The organism is Bradyrhizobium sp. USDA 3315, from assembly GCF_054056795.1.
Map to the genome: position 1 here is coordinate 7,809,080 of NZ_JBSRYP010000001.1, position 11,953 is coordinate 7,821,032.

At 64.3% G+C, this 11,953-nt stretch carries 12 protein-coding genes; 5 read left to right on the forward strand and 7 right to left on the reverse strand.

Annotated elements, in window-relative coordinates; genetic code table 11:
- Positions 1-75: 75 nt before the first annotated feature.
- Together ACVIYL_RS36720 and ACVIYL_RS36725 are read left to right on the forward strand one after the other, a co-directional pair.
- Positions 76-231, forward strand: coding sequence for a hypothetical protein (locus ACVIYL_RS36720; protein ID WP_253609159.1), 156 nt, complete (start codon positions 76-78; stop codon positions 229-231).
- Between the two features lie 595 nt (positions 232-826).
- Positions 827-2,317 carry a methyl-accepting chemotaxis protein gene (locus ACVIYL_RS36725; RefSeq protein WP_253609160.1) on the forward strand — a complete coding sequence of 497 codons (1,491 nt, stop codon included), beginning with the start codon at positions 827-829 and terminating at the stop codon, positions 2,315-2,317.
- A 150-nt stretch (positions 2,318-2,467) separates the two neighbouring features.
- Here ACVIYL_RS36725 and ACVIYL_RS36730 read toward each other — a convergent pair whose 3' ends face one another.
- From ACVIYL_RS36730 to ACVIYL_RS36750, 5 genes are all read right to left on the reverse strand, one after another.
- Entirely contained in the window at positions 2,468-3,613 is a 1,146-nt protein-coding gene (locus ACVIYL_RS36730) for an acyl-CoA dehydrogenase family protein (protein WP_057019698.1), read from the reverse strand.
- 12 nt (positions 3,614-3,625) lie between these two features.
- A complete protein-coding gene (locus ACVIYL_RS36735) occupies positions 3,626-4,453 on the reverse strand; it encodes an SDR family NAD(P)-dependent oxidoreductase (RefSeq protein WP_253609161.1) in 828 nt (275 codons plus the stop codon).
- A 216-nt stretch (positions 4,454-4,669) separates the two neighbouring features.
- Positions 4,670-5,074: a MaoC family dehydratase gene (locus ACVIYL_RS36740; RefSeq protein ID WP_225641440.1), complete on the reverse strand. Its 405-nt coding sequence runs from the start codon at positions 5,072-5,074 to the stop codon at positions 4,670-4,672.
- On the reverse strand, positions 5,071-5,526 hold the full coding sequence (locus tag ACVIYL_RS36745) for a MaoC family dehydratase N-terminal domain-containing protein (protein WP_253609162.1): 456 nt from the start codon (positions 5,524-5,526) through the stop codon (positions 5,071-5,073). Before ACVIYL_RS36745 ends, ACVIYL_RS36740 begins: the two co-directional genes overlap by 4 nt.
- Before the next feature lie 7 nt (positions 5,527-5,533).
- Positions 5,534-6,718, reverse strand: coding sequence for a lipid-transfer protein (locus tag ACVIYL_RS36750; protein ID WP_076826483.1), 1,185 nt, complete (start codon positions 6,716-6,718; stop codon positions 5,534-5,536).
- A 95-nt stretch (positions 6,719-6,813) separates the two neighbouring features.
- Here ACVIYL_RS36750 and ACVIYL_RS36755 point away from each other — a divergent pair, with 95 nt between their 5' ends.
- The 3 genes from ACVIYL_RS36755 (at position 6,814) to ACVIYL_RS36765 (ending at position 9,885) form a co-directional block, all read left to right on the forward strand.
- Complete coding sequence (locus tag ACVIYL_RS36755; RefSeq protein ID WP_141340558.1) at positions 6,814-7,608, forward strand: TetR/AcrR family transcriptional regulator; 795 nt, start codon at positions 6,814-6,816, stop codon at positions 7,606-7,608.
- Positions 7,538-9,094: an acyl-CoA synthetase gene (locus ACVIYL_RS36760; protein WP_253609163.1), complete on the forward strand. Its 1,557-nt coding sequence runs from the start codon at positions 7,538-7,540 to the stop codon at positions 9,092-9,094. Before ACVIYL_RS36755 ends, ACVIYL_RS36760 begins: the two co-directional genes overlap by 71 nt.
- Positions 9,095-9,288: 194 nt before the next feature.
- The gene (locus tag ACVIYL_RS36765; protein ID WP_253609164.1) at positions 9,289-9,885 is read left to right on the forward strand and encodes a DUF2889 domain-containing protein; all 597 of its coding nucleotides are present in this window, start codon (positions 9,289-9,291) and stop codon (positions 9,883-9,885) included.
- 110 nt (positions 9,886-9,995) lie between these two features.
- Here the strand turns inward: ACVIYL_RS36765 and ACVIYL_RS36770 are convergent, their stop codons facing one another.
- Both ACVIYL_RS36770 and ACVIYL_RS36775 read right to left on the reverse strand, forming a co-directional pair.
- Positions 9,996-11,609, reverse strand: a complete 1,614-nt coding sequence (locus tag ACVIYL_RS36770) for a winged helix-turn-helix domain-containing tetratricopeptide repeat protein (RefSeq protein ID WP_253609165.1) — start codon at positions 11,607-11,609, stop codon at positions 9,996-9,998.
- A 79-nt stretch (positions 11,610-11,688) separates the two neighbouring features.
- On the reverse strand, positions 11,689-11,949 hold the full coding sequence (locus ACVIYL_RS36775) for a hypothetical protein (RefSeq protein WP_143029653.1): 261 nt from the start codon (positions 11,947-11,949) through the stop codon (positions 11,689-11,691).
- Positions 11,950-11,953: the final 4 nt, after the last annotated feature.

Consider the following 11,953-nt stretch of genomic DNA (forward strand, 5'->3'; position numbering starts at 1 on the left):
ATGATAGACGGAAATGGGGTGCAAGGCCGAAGCTGCGTCTCCCGCGCGCAGCGGCGCCAAGCCATGCGGTAGGCAATGGGCAACGCCGTTTCGTCATCGATTTCCGCAGAGCGGACGATCGCCGGCAGGATTGAAGCCGCCGGCCGGCAAGCAGCGCAGGTCACCGTCGGCCGGCTCCAGCGCGATCTCACCGCGCTCAAGCGGGACCGATGTCACGACGCCGGTCTGTGACCCCGATCGGGTCTCGCGCGGCATGATCAACCTGCGCGGGCTCCTTTCACGAACACCCGCATCGACGATGCGGCAGCCTGTCATCACGGAGGCGCCGACCGACGCAACAGAGCGCAGGCGAAAGAATGCTCGCACGCCACGTTGCCAAGACCGACAGCGCGTGGCCGCCGAGAAGATTGCAGTCAAGAACTCTCCGCTGCGCGCGATGGCGTGGCACAATCTGCATGAGCCACCGCGTTATGTGCACGATAACAATCATTAGGAGCGCACGCTTCTGCTTCCGTATGATTACGGTGCAGCGATCGGCCGCTTCGCATCTTCGTCGCCGGATCGCGTGGATTTCACGGCAAATCGCGGTGTTGCGCAACGTTTTCGGCTGCGCTCATCGCGAGCATCGCGCGTTCGACCTGCGCGAGTGCACGCGGCGCATTGCGCGCCCTTCTTGGTGGAACTCGAATCGCCTACCGTTCCACGCAGTCAGAAATTGTAAATCGTGTAGCGCACCTGCGTGGGGCCGGCGGTGGAAGGCATTCCGTCGCCGATCAGGTGCACCGTTTCAATTCACCAAGATCATTATCAAGGCTGGAGGCAATGCATGTTGGGGATGAAGAGCGTCGCAAGCGTGATCGGCTCGGACAGTTCGTATCGGCTGTTCGACGACATGCCGATCAGTGTCATGCTCTGCGAGCTGGACAATTTCAAAATCACCTACATCAACGAGTCGACGCGGCAGAACCTGAAGAAGATCGAGCATGTGCTGCCGGTGAAGGTCGACGCGCTGATCGGGCAATCGATCGACATCTTTCACAAGAACCCGCAGCATCAGCGCCGGCTGCTGTCCGACCCGAAGAACCTGCCGCACAAGGCGCGCATCACCATCGGCGGCGAGACGCTCGATCTCACCGTGACAGCCATGACCAATTCGCGCGGCCGCTACACCGGCCCGATGCTGACCTGGGAGCTAGCGACCGAGAAGGCGCGGCTTGAAACGCAGACCGAACGGCTGTTGCAAATGCTCGACAACATGCCGATCAACATCATGATGTGCGACACCGACTTCAACATCACCTACATCAACCAGACCAGCCTCAAGACGCTCGACACCGTGAAGCACTTGCTTCCGATGGCGCCGGACAAGATCCTCGGCAACTCGTTCGACATCTTCCACAAGAACCCGGCGCACCAGCGCCGCATCGTCGGCGATCCCAAGAACCTGCCGCATGCGGCCAAGATCAAGCTCGGTCCGGAAACGCTCGACCTGCGGGTCTCCGGGCTGACCGACAAGCGCGGCAACTACACCGGCGCGATGCTGAGCTGGTCGGTCGTGACTGGCAATGTGAAGCTGGCGGACGATTTCGAGAAAGACGTGAAGGGCCTTGCCGGGATGCTGGCGTCGGCGTCGACGCAAATGCAGGGCACGGCGCGATCGCTGACGACGACCGCCGAATTCGTCAATCAGCGCTCGGCGAGCGCGGCGTCCGCGTCCGAGGAGCTGTCGTCCTCGGTCAACGAGATCAGCCGCCAGGTGGCCGAGGCGAGCCGCATTGCCCGCATGGCGGTCGACGAAGCCGAGAAGTCCGACAAGCTGGTCGCGGGTCTCGTGACCATGGCGCAGAAGATCGGCGACGTCGTCGCCCTGATCAGCCAGATCGCCGGCCAGACCAACCTGCTTGCGCTCAACGCAACCATCGAATCCGCGCGGGCCGGTGAGGCCGGACGCGGCTTCGCCGTCGTCGCCTCCGAGGTGAAGGCGCTGGCCAACCAGACCGCCAAGGCCACGGAAGACATTTCGGCGCAGATCAACGAGATGCAGGCCGCGACCGGCAACACCGCCACGGCGCTGAAGGCGATCTCGCAGGTCATCGTCCAGATCAGCGAGATCTCGACCGTGATCGCCAGCGCGGTCGAGGAACAGGCCGCGGCCACCAAGGAGGTCACCGCAAACATCAACGGCACGACCAAGGCGATCGACGATGCCAGCAAGGCCGCTGAGAACGTGCTGGCGGCCTCCGGAGAGCTCGCCAGCAACGCCTCAGAGCTGGAAGTTCAGGTCGACAAGTTCCTCAAGAACGTGCGGGCGATGTAGCGGCGCACGGCCGAAGGAGATGAGCGCGCACTCACCCCTCCGCGTCATTGGGGCGATGCGCGAGCATCGAACCGGAATCTCAAGCCGCAACTTCGAGATTCCGGGTTCACGCTTCGCGTGCCCCGGAATGACGGCCAAAGACGCGCCCGCCTACAGCGAACGCGCGATCAGGAGCTTCATGATTTCGTTGGTGCCGCCATAGATCTTCTGGATGCGGGAATCGATGAACATGCGCGAGATCGGATATTCCTGCATGTAGCCGTAGCCGCCATGCAGCTGCAGGCATTCGTCGGCGGTCTCGACCTGCTTCTGCGAGCACCACCATTTCGCCATCGACGCCGTCACGGTGTCGAGGTCGCCGGCGACCAGGCGCTCGACGCACCAGTCGACGAACACGCGGGCGATCATCGCCTCGGTCTTGCGCTCGGCAAGCTTGAAGGCGGTGTTCTGGAATTCGAGCAGCGGCTTGCCGAACGCGGTGCGCTCCTTGGTGTATTCGGCGGTGATCCTGACCGCGCGCTCCATCGAGGCGACCGCGCCGATCGCGAGCGACAGCCGCTCCTGCGGCAATTGCTGCATCAGCTGTACGAAGCCGTTGCCCTCCTCGGCGCCGAGCAGGTTCTCCGGCGGCACCGTGACGTTATCGAAGAACAGCTCCGACGTGTCTGATGCGTGCAGCCCGATCTTGTCGAGGTTGCGCCCGCGCCGGTACCCCTCGGCGCCCGCGGTCTCAACCACGATCAGCGAGATGCCCTTGGCGCCCGGAGCCCCGGTCCGCGCCACCACGATGACGAGATCGGCGGCCTGGCCGTTGGTGATGAAAGTCTTCTGGCCGTTGATGACGTAGGAATTGCCCTGCTTCTTCGCCGTGGTCTTGACGGCCTGCAGATCGGAGCCGGTGCCCGGCTCGGTCATCGCGATGGCACCGACCATCTCGCCCGACGCCATCTTCGGCAGCCAGCGTTTCTTCTGCTCCTCCGAGCCGTAGTTGACGATGTAATGCGCGACGATCGCGCTGTGCACGGAGACGCCGGTGGTCAGCTCCGGCACCGTGCTCTCGAGGTCATCGAGCACGGCGGCGTCATAGGCGAAGCTGGCCCCTAAGCCGCCATAGGCCTCGGGCACGCTCGGCAGCAACGCGCCCATCTCGCCGAGCGCGCGCCAGGCCGAGCGATCGACCAGCTTCTGCTCGCGCCATTTTTCGGCGTGCGGCGCCAGATCCTTGGCGAGGAATTTGCGGAACTGGTCTCGGAAAGTGTCCAGCTCCTCGGTCATCCAGGACGATCGGTAGTGCATTCTGCCCTCGTGTTAAATCAGAAGACCGCCGCCGGCGACGATCACCTGACCACTGATGTAATTCGATTCCGGAGCGCAGAACAGATAGACCGCATCGGCCGCCTCCTCCGGCGTGCCGCCGCGGCCGAGGGGGATCATGCGGCCCATCGCCTCCAGCATCTGCGGCTGGACGCCGACCTTAATGTCGCGGCCGGCGACGTCGATGGTTTTCTGCTGGGTCTCGATCGGCTGGGTCAGGCGGGTGTTGATCAGGCCGAACGCCACGCAATTGACGTTGACCTTGTAGCGGCCCCACTCCTTGCACATCGTGCGCGTTAGCCCGATCAGCGAGGCTTTGGCGGACGAATAGCTCGCCTGCCCGGCATTGCCGTAGAGGCCCGCGATCGAGGAGATGTTGACGACCTTGCGGAATACCTCGCGGCCCGCCTCGGCCTCCCTCTTCGCCATCACTCGGATCGGCTCCGACGCCGCGCGCATGATGCGGAACGGGGCGACCAGATGGACGTCCAGCATCGCCTGGAACTGCTCGTCGGTCATCTTCTGGATCGTCGAGTCCCAGGTGTAGCCGGCATTGTTGACGATGATGTCGAGACCGCCGAACTGCTCGATCGCGGCGCCGACGAAGCGATCGGCAAAGCCGGCTTCGGTCACGCTGCCATTGACCGCGATCGCCTCGCCGCCCATGGCCTTGATCTCCGCGACGACCGCATCGCCCGGCTCGGCATCGAGGTCGTTGACCACGACGCGCGCGCCCTCGTTCGCGAGCTTCAGCGCAATCGCGCGCCCGATGCCGCGGCCGGAGCCTGAGACGAGCGCGACTTTGCCTTGCAGCTTTGACATTCAAACCTCCCTCAAACAACGTGATCTCTGCGGTATGCCCGCCTCACCTCGCCCCGCTTGCGGGGAGAGGTCGGAACGCATCGTCAGATGCGTTCCGGGTGAGGGGGTACAGGTCTCACCACCTCCAGAGTGCGCGGAAGCAGCCCCTCACCCCAACCCTCTCCCCGCAAGAGCGGGGCGAGGGAGCGCACAATCCTTCGTGGCGAGACTTTCGCGCTACAGCGCGATAACCGCCTCGCCGGCGAGCTTGATCTCGCCGTTCTGATCCCTGGTGGTCAGCGCGAGTTTTGCGCGCCTCTCACCGCCCTGCTCGACCAGCTCGGTCACCGTGCCCTCGCAGGTCAGCTTCGCGCCGAGCTGGGTGATCGCCGCAAAGCGGGTCGAGAACGAGCGGATGCGCGACGGCGCCACCGCGTCGGTCAGCGCCTGGCCGAGATAGCCCATCACCAGCATGCCGTGCGCGAACACGTCGGGGAAGCCGGCCGCCTTCGCGAAATCGATGTCGACATGGATCGGATTGTGATCGCCGGAGGCGCCGCAATACAGCGCGAGGCGATGGCGGGTGATCGGTGGAAACTCCTTGTGGACGATGCGGTCGCCGACAGAGGGAGAGCTGCTCATGACGGCCTCGCATTGCGTACCACGACGGTGCGCGAGACATCGGCGACATGGACACCGTTCTGGTTGGTGACCGGGGTGTCGACCACGATCAGCGTCATCGCCCCGCCCTTCTTGTCGGTCACGCCAGTGACACGCGGATGGAAGGTCAAGGTGTCGCCGACGACCACGGGAGCGTGATAGTCGAAGCGCTGCTCGCCGTGCAGCACGCGGGCCAGATCGATGTCGAGCGCCGTGAGGAACTCGAACGGGTCAGGTGCATCCATCATCTCGAGGCAGAACAGATAGGTCGGCGGCACTGGCGCTGCCGTGAAGCCGGCCGCCTGTGCGGCCGCCTCGTCGCGATAGACGGCATTCGTCTCGCCGAGCGTATCGAGGAAGAAGCGCAGCCGCCCCGGCTCGACGCGCGCGGTCACAGGCGTAAATGTACGCCCGACAGCGGATTGATCGACCATGACGACCTCAGGCGCGTTCGTAGAGCGTCACGACGCAGGCGCCGCCGAGGCCGAGATTGTGCTGCAAACCGATCCGCGCGCCTTCCACTTGCGTCGCCGCAGCGGTGCCGCGCAGTTGCCGCGTCAGCTCATAGCACTGCGCAAGCCCGGTGGCGCCGAGCGGATGGCCCTTCGACAGCAACCCGCCGGACGGGTTGGTGACGATCCTGCCGCCATAGGAGTTGTCGCCGTCGTCGATGAATTTCGCGGCCTCGCCCTCGCCGCACAGGCCAAGCCCCTCATAGGTGATCAGCTCGTTGTGCGCGAAGCAGTCGTGCAGCTCGACGACGTCGAGATCATCAGGCCCGATGCCGGCGGCCTCATAGACCTTGCGCGCGGCATCCCGCGCCATGTCGTAGCCGACCACCTGCATCATGTCTGACGCACCGAAGGTCGAGGGCGTGTCGGTCGTCATCGCCTGCGCCGCGATGCGGACCTGCTTGTTGAGGCCGTGCTGGTCGGCGAATTTCTCCGAGACCAGGATCGCGGCGGCGCCGCCGCAGGTCGGCGGGCACGCCATCAGCCGCGTCATCACGCCGGGCCAGATCACCTGGTCGTTCATCACGTCGTCGGCGGTGACCTCTTTGCGGAACAGCGCCAGCGGATTGTTCTTGGCATGACGGCTCGCCTTGGCGCGCACTTTTGCAAAGGCGGAGAGCGGCGTGCCGTATTTCTTCATGTGGCTGAGGCCGGCGCCGCCGAAATAGCGCAGCGCCAGCGGCACGCCGGGCGCGTCGACCAGCTTGTCGGCCGCGGCGTCGAAATCGTCGAACGCACTGGGACGGTCGGTGAACACGGCCCCGAGCGCGCCGGGCTTCATCTGCTCGAAGCCGAGCGCCATCACGCAATCGGCCGCGCCCGACTCGATCGCCTGCCGCGCCAGGAACAGCGCGGTCGAGCCGGTCGAGCAGTTGTTGTTGACGTTGACGATCGGGATGCCGGTCATGCCGACCGGATAGAGCGCGCGCTGCCCGCAGGTGGAGTCGCCATAGACGTAGCCGACATAGGCCTGCTGCACGCGGCCGTAGTCGAGCCCGGCGTCGGCGAGCGCCAGCTTCGCCGCTTCGGCGCCCATCACGTGATACGGCGCATTGGCGCCGGGCTTGACGAACGGGATCATGCCGACCCCGGCAATATAGGTGCGTGACGTCATCGCGTGTCCTCCCGGAAATTACCCACTGGACTATTTGTTACCCATGGGTAATATACGGGCGATCTTCCGGAGTCAATGCGACAACAGCCGACGCGATGGACGCCCACTCCCCCTCTTCCAGCAACGAGTCGCCATGGCTGCCATTCGAAAGCCGGCGCCGCGCCCGCGACGAGAAGCGCGAGGCAGTGCTGCGCACGGCCGTAGCCCTGTTCCTTGAACAGGGCTATCACCGTGCCACGCTGAACGACGTCGCCAAGCGGCTCAACATCACCAAGCCGGCGCTCTACAACTACTTCCGCGGCAAGGACGAGATCCTGTTCGAGTGCTGGTCGATCGGCAATGAGCTGGTCGACGAATGCATTGCCGAGACGTCGGCGGGCGGCGGCTCGGGGCTCGACAAGCTGCGCAAGCTCACCGTCCGCTATGCCGAGCTGATGACCGCGGACTACGGCAAGAGCCTGGTCCGCTTCGACATCCGCGATCTCAGCGAGGACAACCGCAAGATCGTGCAGACTGCCAAGCGGCGGATCGACCGCGCCTTCCGCGACTATATCGCACAGGGCGTCGAAGACGGTTCGGTGAAACCGTGCGACCCGAAGCTCGCGGCTTTCGCCATTGCCGGCTCGCTGAACTGGATCGGCCACTGGTTCCAGCCGGGCGGCGAGCTGAGCGGACGTGCCGTCGCTGAGGAATTCGCGATCCGCCTCACCGAAGGCATCGCCAAAACAACAACGCAAATGACATCAACGCGCAAGACAACGGCGCACGAGAAGGCGGACAAACCGCCTCGCAAGGGAAACGCATCAAGGGAGGAGACGAGTGAACATCACGCACGGACTGCGGCGCGCGCTGCAGGTCAATCCAAACGGGCTCGCGGTCGTCTGCGGTGAGCGGCGGCGCAACTGGCGCGAGGTCGGCGAACGCGTCGCCCGCCTCGCCGCCGCGATCCGCGGCCTCGGCGCCCAGGACGGCGACCGCGTCGCGATCCTGTCGCTGAACTCCGACCGCTATCTCGAGCTCTACCTCGCCGTCGGCTGGGCCGGCGCCGTGATCGTGCCGCTCAACATCCGCTGGTCTCCGATCGAGAACGAGGACGCGCTGCGCGACTGCCGCGCAACGATCCTGTTCGTCGACAGGGCGTTTGCGCCGGTCGGCACGGCGCTGGCAGGCGCCGTCCCCGGCCTGCGGCTGGTCTATGCCGACGAGGGCGACACGCCTGCCGGCATGGAGAATTACGAGACGCTCATCGCGCGCAGCGCGCCTGTTCCGGATGCGATGCGCAGCCGCGACGACCTTGCCGGCATCTTCTACACCGGCGGCACCACCGGCCGCTCCAAGGGCGTGATGCTGAGCCACGGCAATCTGATGGCCAACGCGCTCAACGCGCTCGGCGAAGGCCTATGGCCGAGCAGCACGATCTATCTGCATGCGGCGCCGATGTTCCACCTCGCCAATGGCGCGGCGATGTATTCGGTGCTGCTGTCCGGAGGATCCAACGTCGTAATCCAGGGCTTTACGCCTGACGGCGTCGCGGCCGCCGTGCAGAAGGAGCGCATCACCGACGTGCTGCTGGTGCCGACCATGATCCAGATGTTCGTCGATCACCCGACGCTCGGCAATTACGACCTGTCGTCCTTGAAGCGGATCTCCTACGGTGCCTCTGTGATCAGCGACGCCGTGCTGATGCGCGCCATGAAGGCGCTGCCGCATGTCGAGTTCACGCAAGCCTACGGCATGACCGAGCTGTCGCCGATCGCGACCCTGCTGCACTGGAAGGAGCATATCGGCGACGGCCGCGCCAAGGGCCGGCACCGCGGCGCCGGCCGGGCGACGCTTGGCGCCGAGGTCAAGATCGTCGATGCGGAGGACAAGGTCGTGCCGACGGGTACCGTCGGCGAGATCGCGGTGCGCGGCGACATGGTGATGATGGGCTATTGGGAGCGGCCGGAGGAGACCGCGCGCGCCGTGATCGACGGCTGGATGCACACCGGCGACGGCGGCTACATGGACGAGGACGGCTTTGTCTACGTCGTCGACCGCGTCAAGGACATGATCATCTCCGGCGGCGAGAACGTCTATTCGGCCGAGGTCGAGAACGCGCTCGCCCAGCACGCGGCGGTGGCGCAATGCGCCGTGATTGGCATCCCGAGCGAACGCTGGGGCGAGCAGGTTCACGCCGTCGTGGTGATGAAGAGCGGCGCCAGCGCCACGCCAGAAGAGCTGATGGAGCACTGCAAGGCGCTGATCGCCGGCTACAAATGCCCGCGCAGCGTCGACATCACCGCGACGCCGCTGCCGCTCTCCGGCGCCGGCAAGATTTTAAAGCGCGAGCTGCGCAAGCCGTATTGGGAGAACCGCGAACGGCGGGTGAGCTGAGGGACAGCTCTCAACGTCACCCCCATCATTCCGGGGCGATGCGAAGCATCGAACCCGGAATCTCGAGATTCCGGGTCTGGCGCTAACGCGCCATCCCGGAATGACGATGTCTCATGACGCCATTCGACCGCGAGCGTTGACATCGGAGCGCACGGCCGATTGGATCGGTTCGAGATTCAATCCAGCGAGTTCCGATGTCCGCACCCGATACCAATACCGACGGCAAGCCCCGCCGCCTGATGCACCGCCGCTCCGTCGAATGTCTCGGCTATCTCCGTGACGACGGATTGTGGGAAGTCGAGGCGCGGCTGGTCGACACCAAACCCTATGCCCGACAGGACAAGCATCGCGGGCTGCAGCAGCCCGACGATCCCGTGCACGACATCCGCCTGCGGCTCGCGGTCGACGACAGTTTTACGATCCGCGAGACCGGCACCACGATGGCCTCAACGCCCTACCCGTCCTGCCTCGACGTCGAGGGCATCTTGCAGCGCCTGGTCGGCGAACGCATCGGCAAGGGCTGGCGCGAACTGGTCCGTCGCAAGATTGGCAAGCTCGAAACCTGCACCCATCTCGCCGAGCTGCTGGGTCCGGCGGTGACGACGCTGTTCCAGACCGCAACCTCCGGCAAGGACCCGCAGGGCCGCGGCGCGCTCGATCACCAGCGCGATGTCACCGAGCCGCCATTCTTCGTCGGCGGCTGCTATTCATGGCGGCTGGATGGGCCTGTCGTGGCCGAGACCTTTCCGCAGTTCGCGCAGAAGTCGACCGAGGCGAAGCACAGTTCGTGAGCGGTGCCCCGCCGCTGGCCAAGGCGAGTGCATGGTGCGCCGCTGCTGGAGCTCAAATGCAGCTCCTCGTCGCAGCTCTATCCCATTCACGCAGATGATCGAACGCGGCACTAGCTCTCCGGCACGCCGGCCATGCGCATTCCCTCATAAAAGCGCTTACGCTTGGCGAGCCATACCGGATTGTCGGACAGGAAGACGACATTGACGTCGTATCGACGAATGCTGAAGTTGGGATCAAGTGCCAGTCCGGCTTTGGCACTGGATCGTGCTTCCTCGAGGTCTCCCATCATGGCCAACGCGCCAGCCAAGTGAAAGTGAGCGAGCGCAAAATTGGGATTAGCCTCAATGCTCCGGCGAAGCCAGTCCAGCGCCTCGAGGTCTGCGTTGGTGCAGGACATCAATTTGGCCATCCCGACAACCATGATCCAGAGAAAGGCACGCGTATCGCGAGGGGACAGTCGTAACGCCTCTTGAATATGCCCCTCGACTTCCTCACCACGCCCCAGCGCATGCTTCCCGAGGCCAATGAACCCATGCGCATCGGCCAAATTCCGATCGAGCGCCAGCGCCTGGCGACATTCAGCGATACCCTTTGCAGCGCGGTGCGTCCGAATTTGAACCGCGCCGAGCAACATGTGGGCTCTGGGGTGATTGGGCGCACGCAACAATACGCCATTCAGCGCCTTCTCCGCGGCCCTGAAATATGCCGGTCCGTCATCGGCCATGGAGGAAGAACCGATCGCAAAATCGACCTGAGCCGCGGCAACCGCTGCTTCAATATTGTCGGGATCAAGCGCGAGGGCGCGCATGAAGAAATCCCTTGCTCGCGCCATAACTGCAGGCGCTATTCCTTTGTTCAGGACAGCCCTGCCCTGAAAATAGAGATCCATCGCGTCCGGCTGGGGCAACCGTTCTGCCCGTCGTGCTTCGGCCTTGATAAGCTCGGCGTTCAATGTATTGGCGAGCCGGGATACGATCTCATCCTGCATGTCCAGCAAGTCGGCAGCGGGCTTGTCGAAGCGCTCGGCCCACACATGGGCTCCGGTTTCCGTGTCAGTCAACTGAACGTTCAGGCGAAAGCGATTGCCGCCGCGTTGCACCGACCCTTCCAGCGCGTAACGGACATTCAATTCGCGACCGATCTCCCTCACGTCCACCGCCTTTCCCTTGAAGGTGAACGCAGTGCCCCGGCCGATGACGAACGCGCCGGCGATGCGCGACAGGTCGGTAGTCAGACTGTGAGTCACGCCATCGACAAAATATTCCTGCTCCAGATCGCCGCCAATATTTGTGAATGGTAGAACAACAATGGACAGGTGTGGGATCGAAGATGAACCCGCTGGCCTTCCGGCGTTGTCCGGCATCGACGAGGTCGTGACACTGGCAGAAGCCGGGCGGTCGGCCTGCTCGCCATCCACGACCAGCATGTAGCCGCGGCGAGGCAAGGTTCTCAGGGCCAATCGGCCCGCCCCTCCCAAGGCCTGCCTGATGTCGCCGATGGCCTGGACAAGCGAGTCTTCCGTGACCTCGCAGTCCGACCAGACCTCATCCAATATCTCGTCCTTATGCACCGGGCGCCCGACGCGTTGCGCGAGGAGCCGCAGCACCGCCCAGGCTTGAGGACGCAACGGCACGATGTCGCCGCGCCCGTCGAGCAGCAATTCGCGGGCCAGGTCCAAGGTCCGGTCGCCGATCACAATCGAAGGCTGCGATGACTTAAGCAAGAACGCCTCGTTGGGCCATTTCGGAAAATATCGGCAGAATATCGGCGAGGTTTCGGGACCTGGCGGCAATTGTACAGCATCATCTTGCGGCGCGGGATAGCAAAACCGTCCCGAGCAGCGATCCACCAAAAGCGGTCAGCGCCAGGCAGGCCTCCATGATCAGTTCTGTCATCCATACTGCGCTAAGTATTTCAGGTTTCAACCCTTCCCCAGTTGCGGGGACGGACCGGCGATGCGGTCCCGGCGTCACCGACACCGAGATCAGGATCGGCCAATCAATGCCGCGCAGCGCGCCGCTTTCGAGCCTGAGCAGGTTTGCCCGGGAGTGCTGGACCGGCACCAAC